Genomic DNA, 19,694 nt, shown 5'->3' with positions numbered 1-19,694 from the left:
GTTCAGGCCTCGGCCGGATTCGTCAGGCCGAGGTCTTCCCGGCGCCGTATGACCCGCGAAACAATGACGGCGCCCACCATTTTCCCGATCACGAAAACGACCCAGTTGGCGACATGCAGCGAATTGCCGGGCTCGGCCCCGAATTCCATCTGCTTGGCGAGGTCAGCGCCGTAAAGGAAGACGGTTGTGTCGACCGGCGCCGCCAGGGCGCTCGACAACAGGATCCGTGTCGACAGGCGATACTTGGTGAAGGTGAACATCAGCCAGTCGACGCCCTCCGATACCGCAAAGGCGATGCCGCTCGCCAGCGCGATCACCGGCCACGCATAATAGAAGGACCAGGCCACAGCCATCGCCATCACGGCCAGCACCCGGTGGCCCATTTCCCGCTGGACGAAGTCGCGGATCACGAACACCATGCCGGTGACCAGCGTCATCGGGTGGAGCGAAATCCCCTGTGTCCAGGTCTCGCTTTTGCCGGCAATCTGGAATTCGGGGATCACGCCGAAAGACCAGTTGAGAAAAGGTATCAAAGCGACATACATCAGGGCCCAACCGCGCCCTTTGAGCAGGTAAATCGCCGTAAAGGTGAGAGTCAGCGCGCCGACAACCTGAACGGCCTGACTGGGGTTCCCATTGGTGATAATAGAGATGATTGAGCTGAACACACTTGCCCCCCGAACTGCAATTGGTCTCTGATAGCTGACAAATCAGGTTGCTTCGACCACAAAACGATGTGTTCCACATGCTTAACAAAGCGAGGGGAAAATTGCCCCGTAACCACAAATAACCTGAAGGACTTGTACTGCCGTAATGCACAGTGACGTCAAACTCAGCCTTATCGTGGCCCGCGGTCTGAACAATGTGATCGGCGCTGCCGGGCAGTTGCCCTGGCGCCTGAAGAGCGACCTGATGTTCTTCAAGAAGGTGACGCTGGGCAATCCGATCATCATGGGCCGCAAGACATGGGAAAGCCTGCCAAGGCGCCCGCTGCCGGATCGCGAGAACATCGTGATGACCCGCGACTGGACCTATGACGCGCCCGGCGCACGGGTCTATTCCAGCTTCTCGCCTGCCATAAACGCCGCCAAGGCCATCGCCGCGCGCGACGGCAAGACCGAAGTCTTCGTGATCGGGGGAGAGGCCATTTACAAGCGGGCCCTGCCCCTGGCTGACCGAATCTACCTGACCGACGTCGATGCCGCGCCTGAGGGTGATGCCTTCTTCCCTGCCCTGCCCGATCACGAATGGCATGAAGCCTCTGCCGCACGTTTCGAGGTCAGCGACGGCGACGACCACGCATTCACCATCCGCAAGCTAGAGCGCATAACGGCCGACGCCCGCACCGACGCCTAAGTCCGCCCCCTCACGCCCGCCTCGGCCCCACCGCCTGCTCCCCCGGCGGTACCCGTTGTGAGCGCCGTGCGCCAGCCCTAGTATGCCTCCATAACAAGGAGGAATGCGCATGGATTTCGAACTCGTGGCCGAAGGCCTCGGCTTTCCCGAAGGCCCCGTCATCATGGCGGATGGCAGCGTCATCATTGTCGAAATCCAGAAGGGCCAGATCTCGCGACACTGGGGCGCCGGCAAGTCGGAAGTGATCGCCACGCCCGGCGGCGGCCCCAACGGCCTCGCCATCGGCCCGGACGGCGCCCTCTGGTGCTGCAACAATGGCGGCTTCCAATACCATGATGTCGGCGGGCTGCTCATTCCCGGCAACTGCCCGGATGATTATTCCGGCGGCCGGATCGAGCGGATCGACCTTTCAACCGGCAAGGTCGAGCGTGTTCTCGACACGGTCGGCGGCAACCCCCTGAAGGGCCCGAACGACCTGGTGTTCGACAAGGCTGGCAATCTCTATTTTACCGATCACGGGAAAACCTATTCCCGGCACCGCGATTTCGGCGGCCTGTTCTTCCTGGCCCATGGCGCCTCCGAGGCGGCCGAACTCGATTTCCACTATTCCTCGCCTAATGGCGTCGGCCTTTCGCCTGACGAACAGACGGTCTTCATGGCCGATACGATGACCGGCCGCATGTGGGCCTTCGACCTGGTCGCCCCCGGCGAGATCAGGCCTGCCAGCCCGTTCAATGGCGGCCGCGTCGTCGCCACCATGCCGGGCCTGCAATATTTCGACAGCCTCGCCATGACGGCCGCCGGCAATGTCTGCGTCGCAACCATCCTGAATGGCGGCATCACCACGATCACACCGAAGGGTGAGTTCAGCCACGCAGCCTTCCCGGACATGCTGGTCACCAATATCGCCTTTGGCGGCGACGACATGATGGATGCCTGGCTGACCCTGTCGAGCACGGGCAAGCTCATCAAGTGCCGCTGGCCGGAACCGGGTCTCGTCCTCAACTTCAACGCCTGAGGCGCCGCGTCAGCCCTCGAAAACGATCTCCGGCGCCGGTTTGGTCTCCAGCGTATCGAGGCCCACGGCCACGGTGCGCGCCAATTCGTGGAAAATCCGGGCCGGTTCGCCGGCCGCCAGCGCCGCAGGCTGGCCGCTGTCGCCCCCTTCGCGGATCGCCTGCAGCATCGGGATCTGCGCCAGCAGGGGCAGGCCAAGCGTCTGCGCCATGTCGGCGCCGCCGCCTTCGCCCATCAGGTAGTGGCGGTTGCCGGCCGGGTCCTCGAACCAGCTCATCGTCTCGACAATGCCGAGCACCGGCACGGCGGTCTTTGTGAACATGGCGACACCGCGCCGGACATCCGCCAGCGCCACTTCCTGCGGCGTGGTGACAATGATGGCAGCGGTTACCGGCACGCGCTGCGCAATCGCCAGCTGCGCGTCGCCCGTGCCCGGCGGCGTGTCGATGACCAGCACGTCAAGCGCGCCCCACTCGGCATCATTCAGCATTTGCGCAATCGCCGACATGACAATTGGCCCGCGCCAGATCATCGGCGAGTCCGGATCAGACAGGTAGCCGATCGACAGGGTTTTCAGGCCATGCGCCTCAACCGGAACCAGCTTTTTCGATGCGGCCGTTTCCGGGTGCGCATCCTGCATGCCCAGCATGGTGGGAATCGACGGGCCATACACATCGGCGTCCAGCAGGCCCACCTTCATGCCCGTTTTCGCCATCGCCGCCGCCAGGTTCACCGCCACGGTCGACTTGCCGACGCCGCCCTTGGCGCTCGCCACAACGAGAATCCGGTCGATACCTTTAATCTTCGGAATGCCCGCCGCTTCTGGTGGAGCGCCCTGCTGCATCGCCTCGTCGGACAGCCGCGCGCCCTTCGATACCCGCCTTGGAGACGGTTCCAGCCTGACCTGCGGCGCCTGCGCAGCCGGTTTCTCAGCCGTCAGGATACTGGTCACGGACTTCACCCCCGCCACCAGTTCAGCCCGGCCTTCCGCCTCGATCCGGCGCGCCTCGGCTGCTTGCGTATCGGCTGGATCGGCCAGCAGGACAAGGATAGCGCGCCCGGAATCGTCCACATCGACCGACTCGAGCCAGTCAGGCGCACCCAGTGCGTCACGCACCTGCGCAGCCAGTTTCCGACGTGATTTTTGCTTCGAACCAAACACGTAATATAACCCCTGCGTCCTTGAAGCTCAGATTGAGGCATGCACTTATCACCGAAACACCTATATAGAAGCCTGCAAAAGCAATAACAGGAGGGGCTATGCCCTGGGACGACAAGACGAAATCCAGCGGCCCGTGGGGCGGCGGATCTGATGATGAACCCGGCAAGGATGGCGGCTCGCCCTGGACGCGCCCGGCTGGCGGTTCCGGAAACGGCGATCTCGAACAGCAGATGAAACGCATGCAGGAGCGGTTTCGCAAGCGCTCCGGCGGTGGCGGCGGAGGCGGTGGACGCCGCGGCGGCGGCACGGGCCCGAATTTTGGCCCGCTCGGCTTCATTGTGCTCATCGGCATTGGCCTGCTCGGCTGGCTGTCCACAAGCGTCGTCATGGTCGACCCGACCCAGCAGGCGGCCGTCTTCCGCTTTGGCAAATGGCAAACCAATTTCGGCCCCGGCCTGCATTTCCACCTGCCTGCCCCGTTCGAGCAACACGTGCTTGTCGAAGTGGAAAACCGCAAGGAAACCCGGATCGGCAACACGCTCGAAGAGAGCCTGATGCTGACGCAGGACGAGAATATCGTCGATATCCAGTTCTCCGTCTTCTGGAAGGTGGATTCCCAGAACCCCGAGAACTTCATCCTGAACGTGAAGAACCCGTCGGAAGCCGTCGAACAGGTCGCCGAATCGGTGATGCGTGAAGTCGTCGGCAAGACGCGCCTGCAAGGCGTTATTACGACCGAGCGCGATGTCGTGCAGACGGAAGTGGCCAAACAGATCCAGGCCCTGCTCAATGACTATCGTGCCGGTATCCAGATTCTGGCCGTCACGATCGACCGGTCGGATCCGCCCCAGCAGGTGATCGAGGCGTTCAACGATGTGAACGTGGCCGAACAGGATGCCGAGACGAATATCAACCAGGCGACCCAGTTCGCCAACGAAGTGGTGCCTCAGGCCCGCGGTACGGCCCAGCGCCTGCTGCAGGAAGCTGAAGCCTATCGCGACCAGGTCCTCGCCGATGCCCAGGGTGAAGCCTCGCGCTTCGAACAGATCTATGAGGAATACCGCAAGGCGCCGCGCGTGACGCGTGAGCGCATGTACCTGGAAACCATGGAAAAAGTGCTGGAGCGCTCCGACAAGCTGATCATGGATCAGGACTCCGGCGCCGTTCCCTACCTGCCGCTGGAACGTACCCAGCAGAAACCAAGCGGAGGGCAGCAATAATGCGTGCTTTTGGATGGCTAACCATCATTGTCGTCGGCGCCGTAGTTCTGGTGCTCATGAATTCATTCTTCGTCGTCCGTCAGGACGAACAGGCCCTCATGCTGCAGGTCGGCGAACCGAAACAGGTTTATAACGCGGCCGGGCAGGACCAGGCCGGCCTCTATTTCAAGATCCCTATGTTCCAGCAGATCGAAAAGCTCGACAAGAAGAATATCGGCCTTGATATCGAGAACATCGAAGTGCTCGCGTCCGACCAGCGCCGTCTCACCGTCGATGCCTTTGTCCGCTGGCGCATCAAGGATCCGCTGAAATTCTACCAGCGTTTCCGCAATGAGACCGCCGCTGCCAGACAGCTCAATCAGATCACCAACTCGAACATCCGCGAAGCCCTGGGCGATGTGCCGGTCCCGGAAATCATTTCCGGCCAGCGGTCACAGCTGATGGACCGGATTCGCACCAAGGTGAATGATCAGCTGACCGATGACGGTATCGACATCATCGACGTCCGCATCCGCCAGGCCGACCTTCCGCAGGAAGTGGCGCAGGGCGTGTACAGCCGGATGCAGTCGGCCCGTCTTCAGGAAGCCCAGCGCATCCGTGCCGAGGGCGAGGAAAAGTCCCGCCTGATCCGCGCCCAGGCCAGCCGTGAGAGAACGGTCATCGAGGCCCAGGCCCGCGAGCAGGGCCAGATCATCCGCGGTGAAGGCGACGCCAAGTCGACCCAGGTCTATGCCAATGCCTACAACAAGGATCCGGAATTCTTCCGCTTCCAGCGCGCCCTGATCGCCTGTGACAAGGCCATTCAGGAAGGCACGCAGGTGATTGTTAGTCCGAAAAGCCTTGGCATCTGCGACGAGTTCATCGAGAGCGCCCGCGTCAATGGCGGCGCCCGTTAGGGCTGAAGTCACGTGTCAACGTTCTATCTGATACTGGCTGCGGCCGGAATCTGGTTCTTTCTTGAGGGGGCGATCTACGCGATCGCCCCCGATTTCATGCGCCGCATGGCCGCGCGCCTCGCCGAGATGCCGAGCCGCGATATCGCCTTTGCGGGCCTCGCCTCAGCTGTCATCGGCGCGGCCTTGCTCGTGTTTGCAGTCAGAGCCGCCTGAGCCTGTTGCAACAGGGGCGCAAAGCGCCATACTGATCAGGCTACGTGCAACATCCGACTCTCAGGAGCCCCTCGCCTCATGCGCATTCCGGCACTCGCCGCCCTCGGTTTCTTCGCTGCCCTTGCCCTGCCGGTTTCGGCTCAAGGCAGCCTGTCGCGCCCCGTTGAAGGCGTCGACCAGAAAGTGCAGCCGCAAAGCTTCCGCGACCTGTCAAAGCGCCTGATGCCGGCCGTTGTGAACATCTCGACCCAGCAGACCATCGCACCGAACGGATTGCCCACCTTTCCGGAGGGTTCGCCGATGGAACGCTTCAATGAATTCTTCGGCCGCGATGAGGACGGTTTCGAGCGTCAGGGCTCGCTCGGCTCCGGCTTCGTGATCAGCCCCGACGGCATCATCATCACGAACAATCACGTGATCGAAAACGCTGACGAGATCGAGATCAATTTCTCCGATGGCCGCGTGCTGGACGCCAGGCTGATTGGCCGCGACCGCGACACCGACCTCGCCGTGCTGAAAGTCTCCAGCAACACCCCGCTGCCCTATGTCGACCTTGCCGACAGCGACCGCGCCGAAGTGGGTGACTGGGTCATCGCCATCGGTAACCCGTTCGGTTTTGGCGGCTCGGTCTCCGCCGGCATCATCTCGGCACGCAACCGCGACCTCAATGCCGGCCGGTCTGACGATTTCATCCAGACAGACGCGGCCATCAACCGGGGCAATTCCGGCGGCCCGCTGTTCAATCTCGGCGGCGAAGTCGTCGGCGTGAACACGGCCATCATCTCGCCCACGGGCGGATCGGTCGGCATCGGTTTCTCGGTGCCCTCCAACATGGTCAAGCGCATATCGCAACAGCTGATCGACCACGGCAAGGTGCGGCGCTCCTGGCTCGGCGTGAACGTGCAGGATGCCGATGCCGCCCTGGTCAAGGCCTACAAGGCCAAGGGCAAGGGCGGCGTGATCGTCACGCGCATCACCGATGGCGGCCCGGCCGACCAGGCCAAGCTTGAGGTCGGCGACCTGGTCCTCAGCTTCGATGGACAGGCGATTGCCAGCGTCCGCGAAATGACCCGCCTCATATCCGACGCGCCGATCGGCAAGACCGTGCCACTCTCGATCATTCGCGGCGGCAAGGCCCGCACGATTTCGGTCACGCTGGGCGAACTCGAGGATGATGACGCAGTGGCCGAAGCCAGCCTGATGCTCGACGGCCCCGCCAGCAGCAATGATCTCGGCGCGGAACTCTCCGGCATCGACGATGATATCCGCCGCCGCTTCGGCATTCCGAAGGATGTGGAAGGCGTTGTCGTCACCAGCGTCAGCGCGCGCGGACGCTCATTTGGCAAGCTGAGCCGCGGGGATGTCATCGTGGAAGTGAACTTCAACAAGGTCTCCAGCGTCACCGATACGGTGGCGAAGGTGGAAACCGCCATGACCACGCCGCAACAGCCGCTCCTGTTGCGCGTCAAGCGGCGCGGCGATGCCGGCTGGTTTGACCAGTTCCTGTCGATCGAACTTACGAAATAGGCGCCGCCGGGGCGGCGCCCCAAATCCGCTCAGATGGAAGTCAGGATCGCCTTGGCAGCAGCGTGGCATTTCTCGATCTCGTGGTCGAGTCCGATGCAGATGCGGGTCCATTCGGGCTTTTCTGACCAGCGCGCGCCGACAACCCTGACGCCCTTGTCCAGCATCTTCGCTGCGAACTCGCCATTCGGCATGCCGACATCCATGTAGATGAAGCTGCCCTGAGGATCCGATGCGATCGGGCGGCCAAGGTCTTTCGCCATGGCAATCAGCCTGGCGCGGCCAAGCGCCGTCTTCATCCGCATCTCTTCATAATAGGCCGTGTCCTCGAGCGCCGCCATGCCGCCGACAAGGCCGAGATAGTTCACGTCAGACAGGCGGCCGGTCTTGCGGATCGTCATCGCCATGTCAGGCTGCATCAGGCCGTATCCGAGCCGTTGGCCCGCCATCGCGTAGATCTTCGAGAAGGTCCGCGCCACGATCACGGGCCGTCCGGCCTTGACGAACTCGGTCATCGCCCCTGCCGGATAATCATCCGACATGTCGAGATAGGCTTCATCGATGAAGACCGGCACTTTGGCGGATGCCTCTTCAACGAACGCCTTCAGCACGGCCGGAGGCACCACTTTGCCGGTCGGGTTGTTCGGGTTGCAGATATAGACCCCTGATGTGTTCGGACCGATCGCTGCGGCGATGGCCTCCATATCGAAGCCGAGGTCGGCTGCCAGCGGCACCTGGATGACATTGGTCCCGATGCTCGCGGCAACGCGCGGAACGCCTTCATAGGTCAGCGCCGAGGTCACAAGGTCCCCGCCCTGCACATGCACATAATCCGCAAAGGCGGCGAGGATCGGGCTCGAGCCATTGGTCACCAGTACCTGCTCGGGGGCCACGCCCTCGCGCTTTGCGATCATCTCGGCAAAAGCAACCGTCTGTGGCCGCGCATAGCGATAGATATTGCCCACACCCGCCCGCATGGCATCCATGGCTTTCGGAGAGGGACCGAACGGGTTTTCGTTCGACGACAGGATGGCGATGGCATCGGGGTCGATGGCCGCTGTTGCTGCGGATGCCGGCGTCGCGGCGCCAGCGCCTTCCGTACAGGCGGCAAGGCCCGCTGCGGCGCCGAGTGCGCCAACGCCGGCAAATTTCATCAGGTTGCGCCGCGATGGCGAGATCAGCATGTCATAGTCAGGATTTTTCATGGGAAGGCCCTGTGGAATATGGGGCGGGCAACTGGCGAAAACTCTACTGAACTCACCCGCGGGAATGGTGACCACTACGCCGCGCCCGCTGCGGCGCCGCAACGGGAATCCATTCGCTCGGCCCTCTTACGCCGCCTCATGCCCATCAATCAGTCAGGCCGGCCCGCGCGTGAAGCGAAATCCGCCCCGCCATGCCTGCAAACCGCGCAGCCTAGCCCGCAACGAACTCGCTGGCGGCATAGCCCTGGAAGAACAGCGCCGCCGTCAGGTCCGCATGGCTGATTGCGGCGGTCGCCTGCTCGGCGACAATCGGCTTGGCGTGATAGGCAATGCCCAGACCGGCCGCGCGGATCATGTCCAGGTCGTTCGCCCCGTCGCCCAGCGCCAGCGCATCATCGCGGACAAGGCCATGCGCGGCGGAGGCTTCATCCAGGGCCGACAGTTTCGCTTCGCGTCCGAGTATCGGCCGGCCAACATCGCCGGTCAGCGCCGCGCCGTCATCCATCAGCGTGTTCCCGCGATGGGCATCGAAACCGGAAAGGCCTGCAACGCGTGACGTGAAGAAGGTGAAGCCGCCCGAAACCAGCACGGCATGGGCGCCATGCGCTTTCATCGTCGCCGTCAGCGTCCGCGCGCCGGGGTTCAGCGTGATCCGCTCGCGATAGGCCGCTTCCAGCGCCGCCAGCTCCAGGCCCTTCAGCATCGCCACACGCGTGGTCAGCGCACCCTCGAAATCCAGTTCGCCGCGCATCGCGCGTTCGGTGATCGCAGACACTTCCGCTTTCAGCCCGGCAAAGTCGGCGAGCTCATCAAGGCATTCCTGCCCGATAATGGTGGAATCCATGTCGGAGATCAGCAGGCGCTTGCGCCGGTTCGCCGCAGGCAGCACGCAGACATCCGCCTCCAGCCCCTTCACGGCGGCATGTACCGCCTCTGCCACCCCCTCATCCCCCCCGTCGAACACATATTCGCACGCCTGCCACACCGCGCCGTCCGACAGGACCCGCAGCTGCATGCTGCCGATACCTGCCGAGGCGAGAATTTCCCCCAATTCTGCAGGAAGTTCAGTGCGCTCTGGCGCCGCCACGGCTGTGACAGCAAGGATTTTGCGGGAATTATCCGGCTTCTGGGTCATGTTTTCAGTCTCTTGGTGGCTTTCCACGCGCCCGACAAGCCCTTAGGTCTAGAGCATGCATCCGGCAATCCTCATTCATGGCCCCACCGCCAGCGGCAAGACCGCCCTTGCCATCGCCGTTGCCCGGCGACTAGGGGGTGAAGTCATCAACGCTGATTCCATGCAGGTTTACAGGGACCTTCAGGTCATAAGCGCGCGCCCCGACGCCGAGGAAATGAACGGCGTGTCCCACCACCTGTTCGGCCATGTCGATGCGGCCACCCGCTATTCCACCGGTGACTGGCTGGAAGAAGCCCGGCGCGAGATCAAGCGTATCGAGCTGAAAGGCAAGCGCGCCATCCTCGTCGGCGGCACCGGTCTCTACCTGCTGGCGCTGACCCAGGGCCTGTCCAGCATACCGCCGGTTCCCGAGGATATCCGCGCCGAAGTCCGCGCCATATCGGAAGCCGAGGGCGCTGTTGGCCTGCGCGACCGGCTGGCACCTGTCGATCCGGAAACGGCGGAGTGGCTCGGCACGGGTGACCGCCAGCGGCTCGCCCGCGCCTACGAAGTCTGGCTCGCCACAGGCCGCCCGATCAGCCAGTTCCAGGAGGAGCGCCAGCCGCCCGTCCTGCAGGACGGCGAATGGATCGGTTTCGCCCTGACCCCGCCCCGCTCGCGCCTCTACCAGAAAATCGACCGCCGGTTCGAAGGCATGCTGATGCAGGGCGCAATGGACGAGGCCCGCGCCCTGATGGAACGCAACCTCGACCCGGAACTGCCCGCGATGAAAGCGCATGGCATGCCATGGCTTACCGCCTTCGCGCGCGGCGAGATCAGCGCCGAACTTGCGGCCGAAAATGCAAAGCGCGATACAAGGCGCTATGCAAAAAGGCAATTTACGTGGATCGGCAGGCAATTCCCGTTCTGGCCGCGCATCCCTTCCCTGGAGCCGGAAAACCGCCTGAGGGTGATTCATGCCCTTTATAGGGAGATTGACACCGTCAAAGAGGCAGATTATTCCTAAGCCCGACGTTGGAGGAAACGCACTGTGCGCACATCACTGGTACTCGTTATTAGGCATCCGTAGTCGACTGACCATTCAGTTGATTGCGGATGCGCGCACTTAAGGGTCTCCTCAGGGGGCCCTTTTTCATTTCAGCCCTGACCCTTTTTGATCCAGCCATCCCGAGACACTCATGACCACAGCCACCAAGTCCAAGACGCGCGCCGCCCACGCGGCGAAGAATGAGCCCCGCATCATGACCGGAGCCGAAATCGTCATCGAGGCCCTGCGTGAGCAAGGCGTCGAATCGATCTTCGGCTATCCGGGCGGCGCGGTTCTGCCGATCTATGATGCGCTGTTCTCGGCGCCTGACATCCAGCACATCCTGGTGCGCCATGAACAGGGCGCCGGCCATGCGGCCGAAGGTTACGCCCGGTCGACCGGCAAGTGCGGCGTCGCCCTCGTCACCTCCGGGCCCGGTGCCACCAACATGGTCACGCCGATCACCGACGCCATGATGGATTCCATCCCTATGGTGGTCCTTTGCGGCCAGGTGCCCACCCACCTGATCGGCACCGATGCGTTCCAGGAATGCGACACGGTCGGCATCACCCGCACCTGTTCCAAGCACAATTACCTTGTCACCGACGTCAATGACCTCGCCCGCGCCATCCACGAGGCCTTCCTGATCGCCACATCGGGCCGTCCCGGACCGGTCGTCATCGACATTCCCAAGGACATCCAGTTCGCCACCGGCACCTATATCGGCAAGGAAGGCGTCCACAAGGCCACCTACAAGCCGCGCACGACGCCGGATCAGGACTCGGTCACCGCAACGGTCGACCTGATCATGTCATCCTGGCGCCCTGTCTTCTATACAGGCGGCGGCGTGATCAATTCCGGACCCCGTGCGTCGGAACTGCTGCGTGAACTTCAGGCCCTCACGGGCATCCCCGTGACATCAACCCTGATGGGCCTCGGCGCCTTCCCGGCCTCCCATCCCGACTGGCTCGGCATGGTCGGCATGCATGGCAGTTTCGAAGCGAACAATGCGATGCATGATTGCGATCTGATGATCTGCGTCGGCGCCCGCTTCGACGACCGCGTCACGGGTCGGATCGACGCCTTCTCGCCCAATTCCAAGAAGGTCCACATCGACATCGATGCCTCCTCGATCAACAAGATCGTGCGCGTTGACGTGCCCGTCATCGGCGACTGCGCCGAAACGCTGGAAGCCATCCTCAAGGCGCTCTCCGCCCGCAGGGGCAAACGGCCCGACCTGACGATCTGGAAGAAGCAGATCGCCGTCTGGCGTGCGCGCGACTGCTTTGCCTTCCAGAACTCCGATACCGTCATCAAGCCGCAATACGCCGTCCAGCGCCTCTATGAGCTGACCAGGGACCGGGACACCTATATCTCCACCGAAGTCGGCCAGCACCAGATGTGGGCGGCCCAGTTCTACCATTTCGAGGAACCCAACCGCTGGATGACCAGCGGCGGCCTCGGTACGATGGGTTACGGCCTGCCCGCAGCCGTCGGCATCCAGACAGCGCATCGCGACGCGCTGGTCATCGACATTGCCGGCGAAGCCTCGATCCAGATGGTGATGCAGGAATTCTCGACCGCCGTGCAGCACAAGCTGCCGGTCAAGGTCTTCATCATGAACAATGAATGGATGGGCATGGTGCGCCAGTGGCAGGAATTGCTGCACGGCGAGCGCTATTCCCATTCCTATTCGGAAAGCCTGCCTGATTTCGTCAAACTGGCAGAGGCCCTCGGCGGCCACGGCATCCGCTGCGACGATCCGGCTGAACTCGATGCGAAAATCATGGAAATGATCGACCATGACGGCCCGGTCCTGTTCGATTGCCGTGTCGAAAAGGCCGAGAATTGCCTGCCGATGATTCCGTCGGGGTCTGCTCATAATGAGATGATCCTGGGGGAGATAACTGGTAACGAAGTCAGTGACGCCGGGAAGAAGCTGGTCTAGCGCCGGACAGGCATGGGTTTTGGGACGTATTGTGTAGATGAGTATGAGCGATATCCTCGCCCTGCTGCGCGAACACCTTGATGTGGTGATCGCGATCGGCTCGGCGCTGGTGGCGCTCGTCAGCGCCTTCGTGTCGCGCGCCGAAACCCGCCGCCAGCGCCGCCTGCAGACCGAACGCCTGCGCCAGAGCATTGATGCAGCCAGCCTCGAATGGGGCAATCACGCGATTGATGCCCTCGGCCGCGCCGCCATGTTCGCCCGCACCCGCCACCTGCAGGCCAATAACGGCACCTTCGCCGCCGGCAAGCACAGCCTGATGATCAACCTGTCTGCCCTCGTCGAACGCGGCCGCATGTTTTTCCCGAACCTCGACGCCGACAACAAGGGCATGGACAAGGACGGCGCCTATCGCGGTCACCGCCCGCCCATCCTCGATGCGATAATGTGGGCCTATTTCGAGCTCGATGCCCTGACACGTGATGGCGGCCCGACCGGCGACAATAGCGCAGATTATATCGATGATTGCCGCCGTCTGATGGTGTCGGAACTGCAGGCCCATCTCGACCCGCGCCGCCTCGACAAGATAGTCGAGCGCTATGACGACCAGACCCACGAAAACCGGCGCGAAGCCATCGACCGCGCCAATGCGCTGAAAGCACGCCTTGAATCCCGCAGGCCCGGACTTGTCCTCGACACGTCGCAGCGGCCCGCCACCCCTATGGAGACGCGACAATGAGCGACGGAACAATCGGCAATACAACGGGCGCGCCCAAGTCGGCCTACTTTCTCTCTCACGCGGACGAAGCCGTCGAGCGCCGCACGCTGGCCGTGCTCGTCGACAACGAACCCGGCGTCCTCGCGCGGGTCGTCGGCCTCTTTTCCGGGCGTGGCTACAACATTGACAGCCTGACGGTCGCCGAGGTTGACGCCAGCCAGCACCGCTCGCGCATCACCATCGTCACCCAGGGCACGCCGCACATCCTGGAACAGATCGAGGCCCAGCTCCTGCGCATCGTGCCCGTCGGCGAAGTGATCGACATCACCAAGTCGAAACGCGGCATCGAACGCGAGCTCGCGCTGATCAAGGTTGCCGGCACGGGCGAAGTCCGCGTCGAGGCCCTCCGCATCGCCGAAATCTTCCGCGCCCGCGTCATCGACACGACAAATGCGAGCTTCATCTTTGAGCTGACGGGCGCATCTGACAAGATCAGCCAGTTCATCGACCTGATGCGTCCGCTCGGACTGGTCGAGGTCAGCCGGACAGGCGTCCTGTCGATCAAGCGGGGAAAGGAGCAGGGATGATGCGACTTCAGGCCATAACACTCGCCGTCTTTCTGGCCGCTGGCCTTGCCAGCGCCGCCGAGGATCCGCCGGAAAGCTGCCGTCCGAAAGTTGCCGGCAGCGCGCTCGCCCTGGCGGATGACGCGGAAGCGGCGCAGTTGCAGTGCGATATCGACCGCGCAGCACAGCTCGTGAACCGGTCAGAGCGTCTGGCCGCAGGCTCGTCCCGGCCGGTCATCCGCATCGTCGATACCGCCTCCCCCAGCGGCGCGGCCTATATCTATGACGTGATCGGCACCGGCCCGTCCTACTGGCTGTCGGCGCATTCGGTGCCGGGAGACGAATCCGAGCGCAACAGGGTGCCCGTCTGCAGGCTTGGCACGAACCTGTCCGAAATTGTCTCGGCCAAGGTCGCGTCCGCACTGGAGACTGTCGGCACATCGGCGCTTCCCGCCTATGGTCCGCGTGAAGACGTTTCGGTCAATCCCGACGGGTCGCGGCGCGTTGTGCTCCTGCTCGACACGCACGACATCATCACCACGATCGTCACGCCTGAAGGCCCACGGCATTTCTCACGCCATGCGCGCGCGTCTGACGAGATTGCCCGGATCAACCAGATGATCATCGGCGTGGCCAATTTCAGCGACGGCTGGATTTGCGACGCCAACTGAACCACACCCCATCAACCCCACCCCAAAGCGGAGCTTTTTGAAGCCAATGAAAGTTTATTACGAGCAGGATGCAGACCTTTCCCTGATCCAGAAGAAGAAGGTCGCCGTCATCGGCTATGGCAGCCAGGGCCATGCACACGTGCTGAACGCGCGCGACAGCGGCGTGAAGGATATCGTCGTCGGCCTGAAGGAAGGCTCCGCCAGCCGCGCCAAGTGCAAGGCCGAAGGCCTGACGGTCATGACGCCCGCCGAAGCCACCAAATGGGCTGACGTGGTGATGATCCTCATCCCCGACGAATTGCAGGCCGTTGTCTGGGCCAACGAGATCGAGCCGCACACGCGCGAAGGCCAGCACATCATGTTCGGCCACGGTTTCAACATTCATTACAACCTGATCCGTCCGAAGGCCGGCATCGACATTTCCCTGTCGGCGCCCAAGGGCCCCGGCCATACGCTGCGCGCGCAATACCAGATGGGCTTCGGCCTGCCGGGCCTCATCGCCATTCATCAGGATGCCTCCGGCACCGCCAAGGATGTCGCCCTCTCCTATTCGAAAGCCATCGGCAACACGCGCGCCGGTGTCATCGAAACATCCTTCCGTGAAGAGACCGAAACCGACCTCTTCGGCGAACAGGCCGTTCTCTGCGGCGGCATCGTCGAGCTGATCAAGGCCGGCTTCGAAACGCTGGTCGAGGCAGGCTACGCCCCGGAAATGGCCTATTTCGAATGCCTCCACGAAACCAAGCTGATCGTCGACCTGATCTATGAAGGCGGCATCGCCAACATGAACTACTCGATCTCGAACACGGCCGAGTATGGCGAATATGTCTCCGGTCCGCGCATCGTGAACGCCGACACCAAGGCCGAAATGAAGCGCGTGCTCACCGACATCCAGGATGGCACATTCGCCCGCAACTGGGTGCTGGAAAACCAGGCTGGCGCCCCCAGCTTCCACGCTAAGCGTGCCCGCATGAACGACCACCTCATCGAGGAAGTCGGTGAAAAACTGCGCGGCATGATGCACTGGGCCCAGAATGACCGCCTGGTCGACAAGGCCCGCAACTAGGGCCTGGCAATACATGACTGACAGATCTCCGCAGCGTCCCGGTTTCTCGCATCGCATCGCGACGCCGGATGACGCGGCGGAGATCAGTTCCCTGATGAACGTGGCCATCGGCGAACTGCAAAAGGACTTCCTCAGCCCCGAGCAGATCGCCGTGTCGCGTTCCATCATGGGGCTCGACCGGACGCTGATCGCCGACGGAACCTATTTCCTGATCCATGATGGCGAGACGGGCAGGCTCGCCGCGTCCGGCGGATGGAGCCGCCGCGCAACGCTCTATGGCGGAGACCATACCGCCGCCCAGCGCAATGACGCCCTGCTGCGTCCGGGCACGGACGCCGCCCGTATCCGCGCGATGTACACCCACCCGGATTTCACCCGCCGCGGCCTCGGCCGGATGATCCTCTCCCTCTGCGAAAATGCTGCCCGCGCCGAAGGATTCACCCGGCTGGAAATGGGCGCCACTCTGGCCGGCGTTCCCCTGTACGAAGCCTGCGGCTATCGCCTGATCGAACATACAATTGGCGCCTCTGCCGATGGCGTGGACGTGCCGGTTCTGCGCATGGGCAAAACGCTCGCCTGAGCTCGGCCTCACTCTGCGGCGCGGTTCAGATCCACGTCGCCTTTGATGCCCGCCACTTTTCCCCGCATCGAATACTGCCAGATCGCATGGGGCATGCCCGGCGGGCCATCGACGCTGCGTATCCAGAGCGGATAGCGGTCAAACGATCCGGCGATCCAGTCGGCGTGGAATTCCGGTGTTGTGTAGATGACAGGCGCTGCGCCATACTCGGCCTCCAGCCGGTCGAGGAAGGCCTGCAAGTCCGCCTTCGTGCCCGCCTCGTCCCGGAAGGGCTCGCAATTATGCGCATATTCCAGATCGACTGCCGGCGGCAGTGTCCCGCCGCGCACTTCGACTGACTGGATGAAATTCACAGCCTGCGCCTCCCACGGCTTGCACAGGATGTAGAAATGATAGGCGCCGAGGTGATATCCCCGCCGGGTCGCCTCGATCCAGTTTGACTGGAAGGCCGTGTCCTTCCAGTCGCGGCCCTCGGTAGCCTTCAGGTAGATGAAATCAAGGTTCTCCGCCTCCAGCGCCTCCCAGTCCACGCGGCCATTATGATGGGACAGGTCTATGCCGCGCGCGCCGGGCGGCAACAGGCCGCCATCCGGCCCCGGCTCCCCCGCTGGCGCGCACGCCGCCAGGGCCAGGACTGCTGCAAATGCTGCGAATCTGACTGTCATGACCGCCAGTCTGGCATGCAATGATGGCCCCGTCGCGTCCAAACCCAAGCCATTGCGCGGCTCAACCTCTGCGCGGTCCGCCGTGCCGGAAATTCGCGTGTGGCACGTGATTTGCTTGTTTTTCCCAAATTATTCAGTCACCCGGGGACGAATCCATTGGCCAATCAACCCTCCACGCCGCGTCCGCCGCGCTCGCAAGACGGCAGCTCCCTCTCGGCAGGATCCGTGCTCGAAGGCAGACTCGCCTTTTCCGGGCCGGTCATGCTGTCTGCCCATGTGAAAGGCGACATCACCACTGACAGCCTTCTGGTCGTCGAGGCCGGCGCCGTCATCGAAGGCAATGTTTCGGCCACCATCATCATCGTCCATGGCAGGATCAAGGGCTCCGTCAGCGCCAGCGAGGTGATCGAAGCCTGGCCCGGATGCCGCCTCGAAGGCCGTGCCTACGCGCCCAGCATGCGGGTCGAGGAAGGCGCCAGCATACTCGCAGATCTCCTCATCTCACCCGAACGTCCGGCCGGCTGGCTGACACAGGGCGAGGCCGCCACCGCGCCTGCCCCTGCTCCCCTGCCGGCGCCCTCCGCATCGCCTGAGCCTTTGGCCGCAGCGCCAGCCGCTGCAGCGCCCCGTCCGGCGCCGATGCCGGCGTTCACGAATACGATGTTCGCCCAGCCCGCCAAGTCGGGATCGGGCAATTAGGGCCTCAGCGGCCCGCGCCATCCTTCAGGCGTTCCCAGGTGTCATCATTCGGATCATAGGCGCCCAGTCCCGTGATCCGGTCGCAGGCCCATTCATACCCGCCATCGCAGGCCGCCTGCAGGTGCCGCGTGCCTTCGGCGACATTCTTCGGGCCACCCTTGCCCGCGTACAGCATGTTGCCATATCCGGCGCAGGCGCTGACTTCGCCCATGTCACACGATAATTTGTACAGGCGCCGGGCCTCTGGCAGGTCCTGCTCCATGCCACTGCCCTTCGCGGCCAGATAGGCGAGCGTCGCGCACCCGGCTGCGTCCTTGCCCGAACAGGCCTTGCGATAGGCTTCCGCCGCTGCCTCGTAATCCTGGATGCCGCCCCGGCCCTTGCGGTGATAGTCGCCCAGCCTTGTGCATGCGGCATAGTCCTTTGCCCCGCATTCGCGCATGGCTTCAGCGCGCCCCGCCCGATCCTTCGCCAGCGTCTCCGCCGCCTCTTCGAGGGCGATTTCCGCCTGCGTGCGCTCCACCTGGTTGCCCTGCGCCAGTGCGGGCGCGGCTGAAAGGCTGGCCGCAACGACGAGTAACAGGCTTGTGAGATGACGCATGGTCGAACACTCCGCATGATTTGGGTTGAGACCAATCATACGCCCCGTCCGGGGAACCGTCCACGTGGCGCACTGCGCAAGAAGTCCAGACCCGACCCTTGCCGCCGCAGCCGCCAGGGCGCAAACTCGCGCAAACAGACACTGAAATCGGGAGACATCAGGCGCATGGCCGCACAAGACCAGCTACCCATCGGATCAGGCTTTCACGGAAAATCGACCGCCAGCGAAGTGCTTGAAGGCATAGACCTCACAGGCAAGAACGCCATCGTCACGGGCGGATATTCCGGCATCGGCCTCGAGACCGTCCGCGCCCTTGCCGCCGCCGGGGCGCGGGTCACCGTTCCCGCCCGCCGCGTCGAAGTGGCAGAAGATGCCCTGGCCGACGTGGCCGGCGAGATCGAGATTGCCGCGATGGACCTTGCCGACCTCAAATCGGTCGAGAAATTCACGCGCGACTATGACGACGCCAAACGCGGCCTCGACATCCTCATCAACAATGCCGGCATCATGGCCTGCCCGGAAGGGCGCGTCGGCCCCGGCTGGGAACGCCAGTTCGGCGTCAACCATCTCGGCCACATGGCGATGAGCCTGGCGCTCGCCCCGTCTATGCAGCGGGCCGAATCCGCGCGCGTCGTCGCCCTGTCCTCGACCGGGCACGTCCGCTCCGACATTCTCTGGGACGACCCGCACTTCAACACGCATCCCTATGACAAATGGGAAGCCTACGGACAGGCCAAGTCAGCCAACGCCCTGTTTGCGCTGGGCGTTGACCATCGCGGCCGCGATGTCGGCGTAAGGGCCTTTTCCGTGCATCCCGGCGGCATCTTCACCCCGCTTCAGCGCCACCTCTCGGAAGAGGAAATGGTCGCCCTCGGCTGGAAGGCCGCAGACGGCACCATCCCGCCCCAGGTCCAGGCCATGTTCAAGACGCCCGAACAGGGCGCAGCCACCAGTGTCTGGGCCGCCACCTCGCCCCGGCTTGACGGCCGCGGCGGCGTCTATTGCGAAGACTGCGACATCGCCCAGCTCGCAACCGGCGACAGCCAGCGCTGGCAGCATGCCCGGCCATGGATCTGCGATGATGAAAAAGCCGAACGCCTCTGGTCGATGAGCGAGAAAATGCTGGCCGAGGCCTGAACCCGGATAATCAGGAGGAAACACGCATGAAATACGCACTGACAGCCCTCATCGCAGGTGGCCTCGCGGCCGCCTGCACCACGCCCCCGCCCCCTGCCCCGTCTGACCCCGCCGCCCTCCTGCCCATCGAGACCACCACGACAGCAGCGGCGGCCCCCGCAGCGCCGGCCGAACCTGCCGCGCCAGAAGGCTTCGACTATGACAGCGTGTTCGCCCAGGACGACCGTCCGGCTGAGGACTATGAGCAATACGAAGTCCGCAAGTCGAAAGACGTCCTCGCCTTCACCGGCG

At 63.3% G+C, this 19,694-nt stretch carries 21 protein-coding genes and 1 pseudogene; 16 read left to right on the top strand and 6 right to left on the bottom strand.

Annotation, left to right across the window (positions count from 1 at the left end):
• Positions 1-2: 2 nt before the first annotated feature.
• Complete coding sequence (locus VR74_RS11880) at positions 3-668, bottom strand: hypothetical protein (protein WP_299950329.1); 666 nt, start codon at positions 666-668, stop codon at positions 3-5.
• Positions 669-813: 145 nt separating this feature from the next.
• On the opposite strand from VR74_RS11880, the gene VR74_RS11875 reads away from it, so the two are divergent.
• Together VR74_RS11875 and VR74_RS11870 are read left to right on the top strand one after the other, a co-directional pair.
• On the top strand, positions 814-1,356 hold the full coding sequence (locus VR74_RS11875; protein WP_045697067.1) for a dihydrofolate reductase: 543 nt from the start codon (positions 814-816) through the stop codon (positions 1,354-1,356).
• 109 nt (positions 1,357-1,465) lie between these two features.
• On the top strand, positions 1,466-2,374 hold the full coding sequence (locus tag VR74_RS11870) for an SMP-30/gluconolactonase/LRE family protein (protein ID WP_045697065.1): 909 nt from the start codon (positions 1,466-1,468) through the stop codon (positions 2,372-2,374).
• A 9-nt stretch (positions 2,375-2,383) separates the two neighbouring features.
• Here the strand turns inward: VR74_RS11870 and VR74_RS11865 are convergent, their stop codons facing one another.
• Positions 2,384-3,490 carry a P-loop NTPase gene (locus VR74_RS11865; protein WP_299950327.1) on the bottom strand — a complete coding sequence of 369 codons (1,107 nt, stop codon included), beginning with the start codon at positions 3,488-3,490 and terminating at the stop codon, positions 2,384-2,386.
• Between the two features lie 143 nt (positions 3,491-3,633).
• Between VR74_RS11865 and hflK the strand changes: the two genes are divergently transcribed.
• From hflK to VR74_RS11845, 4 genes are all read left to right on the top strand, one after another.
• Complete coding sequence (gene hflK / locus VR74_RS11860; RefSeq protein WP_045697064.1) at positions 3,634-4,755, top strand: FtsH protease activity modulator HflK; 1,122 nt, start codon at positions 3,634-3,636, stop codon at positions 4,753-4,755.
• The gene (locus VR74_RS11855; RefSeq protein ID WP_045697062.1) at positions 4,755-5,651 is read left to right on the top strand and encodes a protease modulator HflC; all 897 of its coding nucleotides are present in this window, start codon (positions 4,755-4,757) and stop codon (positions 5,649-5,651) included. Before hflK ends, VR74_RS11855 begins: the two co-directional genes overlap by 1 nt.
• 12 nt (positions 5,652-5,663) lie before the next feature.
• Positions 5,664-5,864, top strand: a complete 201-nt coding sequence (locus tag VR74_RS11850; RefSeq protein WP_045697060.1) for a DUF2065 domain-containing protein — start codon at positions 5,664-5,666, stop codon at positions 5,862-5,864.
• 78 nt (positions 5,865-5,942) lie between these two features.
• On the top strand, positions 5,943-7,391 hold the full coding sequence (locus VR74_RS11845; RefSeq protein ID WP_045697058.1) for a Do family serine endopeptidase: 1,449 nt from the start codon (positions 5,943-5,945) through the stop codon (positions 7,389-7,391).
• 29 nt (positions 7,392-7,420) lie between these two features.
• Here the strand turns inward: VR74_RS11845 and VR74_RS11840 are convergent, their stop codons facing one another.
• Both VR74_RS11840 and serB read right to left on the bottom strand, forming a co-directional pair.
• A complete protein-coding gene (locus VR74_RS11840) occupies positions 7,421-8,593 on the bottom strand; it encodes a histidinol-phosphate transaminase (protein ID WP_045697056.1) in 1,173 nt (390 codons plus the stop codon).
• Between the two features lie 211 nt (positions 8,594-8,804).
• On the bottom strand, positions 8,805-9,728 hold the full coding sequence (gene serB / locus VR74_RS11835) for a phosphoserine phosphatase SerB (RefSeq protein WP_299950325.1): 924 nt from the start codon (positions 9,726-9,728) through the stop codon (positions 8,805-8,807).
• 55 nt (positions 9,729-9,783) lie between these two features.
• Here serB and miaA point away from each other — a divergent pair, with 55 nt between their 5' ends.
• The 7 genes from miaA (at position 9,784) to VR74_RS11800 (ending at position 16,301) form a co-directional block, all read left to right on the top strand.
• Positions 9,784-10,734 (top strand): tRNA (adenosine(37)-N6)-dimethylallyltransferase MiaA, encoded by a 951-nt coding sequence (gene miaA / locus VR74_RS11830; protein ID WP_045697054.1) that lies wholly within the window; start codon positions 9,784-9,786, stop codon positions 10,732-10,734.
• A 172-nt stretch (positions 10,735-10,906) separates the two neighbouring features.
• Positions 10,907-12,703, top strand: a complete 1,797-nt coding sequence (locus tag VR74_RS11825; RefSeq protein ID WP_299950322.1) for an acetolactate synthase 3 large subunit — start codon at positions 10,907-10,909, stop codon at positions 12,701-12,703.
• A gap of 37 nt (positions 12,704-12,740) precedes the next feature.
• Positions 12,741-13,439: a hypothetical protein gene (locus VR74_RS11820; RefSeq protein ID WP_299950320.1), complete on the top strand. Its 699-nt coding sequence runs from the start codon at positions 12,741-12,743 to the stop codon at positions 13,437-13,439.
• The gene (gene ilvN / locus VR74_RS11815; protein ID WP_045697050.1) at positions 13,436-14,005 is read left to right on the top strand and encodes an acetolactate synthase small subunit; all 570 of its coding nucleotides are present in this window, start codon (positions 13,436-13,438) and stop codon (positions 14,003-14,005) included. Before VR74_RS11820 ends, ilvN begins: the two co-directional genes overlap by 4 nt.
• Entirely contained in the window at positions 14,002-14,655 is a 654-nt protein-coding gene (locus tag VR74_RS11810; RefSeq protein WP_045697048.1) for a hypothetical protein, read from the top strand. Before ilvN ends, VR74_RS11810 begins: the two co-directional genes overlap by 4 nt.
• Positions 14,656-14,701: 46 nt before the next feature.
• Positions 14,702-15,721 (top strand): ketol-acid reductoisomerase, encoded by a 1,020-nt coding sequence (gene ilvC, locus VR74_RS11805; RefSeq protein ID WP_045697046.1) that lies wholly within the window; start codon positions 14,702-14,704, stop codon positions 15,719-15,721.
• Positions 15,722-15,734: 13 nt separating this feature from the next.
• Positions 15,735-16,301, top strand: coding sequence for a GNAT family N-acetyltransferase (locus VR74_RS11800; RefSeq protein ID WP_045697044.1), 567 nt, complete (start codon positions 15,735-15,737; stop codon positions 16,299-16,301).
• An 8-nt stretch (positions 16,302-16,309) separates the two neighbouring features.
• On the opposite strand, the gene VR74_RS11795 is transcribed toward VR74_RS11800, so the two are convergent.
• Positions 16,310-16,966: a GH25 family lysozyme gene (locus tag VR74_RS11795; RefSeq protein ID WP_299950318.1), complete on the bottom strand. Its 657-nt coding sequence runs from the start codon at positions 16,964-16,966 to the stop codon at positions 16,310-16,312.
• Between the two features lie 156 nt (positions 16,967-17,122).
• Here VR74_RS11795 and VR74_RS20975 point away from each other — a divergent pair, with 156 nt between their 5' ends.
• Positions 17,123-17,665, top strand: coding sequence for a polymer-forming cytoskeletal protein (locus VR74_RS20975; protein WP_299950316.1), 543 nt, complete (start codon positions 17,123-17,125; stop codon positions 17,663-17,665).
• A 4-nt stretch (positions 17,666-17,669) separates the two neighbouring features.
• Here the strand turns inward: VR74_RS20975 and VR74_RS11785 are convergent, their stop codons facing one another.
• Positions 17,670-18,266 (bottom strand): tetratricopeptide repeat protein, encoded by a 597-nt coding sequence (locus VR74_RS11785; RefSeq protein ID WP_045697042.1) that lies wholly within the window; start codon positions 18,264-18,266, stop codon positions 17,670-17,672.
• A gap of 165 nt (positions 18,267-18,431) precedes the next feature.
• Between VR74_RS11785 and VR74_RS11780 the strand changes: the two genes are divergently transcribed.
• Both VR74_RS11780 and VR74_RS11775 read left to right on the top strand, forming a co-directional pair.
• Positions 18,432-19,403 carry an oxidoreductase gene (locus VR74_RS11780; RefSeq protein WP_045697040.1) on the top strand — a complete coding sequence of 324 codons (972 nt, stop codon included), beginning with the start codon at positions 18,432-18,434 and terminating at the stop codon, positions 19,401-19,403.
• A 26-nt stretch (positions 19,404-19,429) separates the two neighbouring features.
• Positions 19,430-19,694: pseudogene (locus tag VR74_RS11775) on the top strand (hypothetical protein); the annotation flags it as partial.

The sequence above is a fragment of the Hyphomonas sp. BRH_c22 genome (genome assembly GCF_000961795.1).
Taxonomy (GTDB): Bacteria; Pseudomonadota; Alphaproteobacteria; order Caulobacterales; family Hyphomonadaceae; genus Hyphomonas.
The sequence above is the reverse complement of the archived record's forward strand: the minus strand, read 5'-3'. Positions and strand labels throughout refer to the sequence as shown.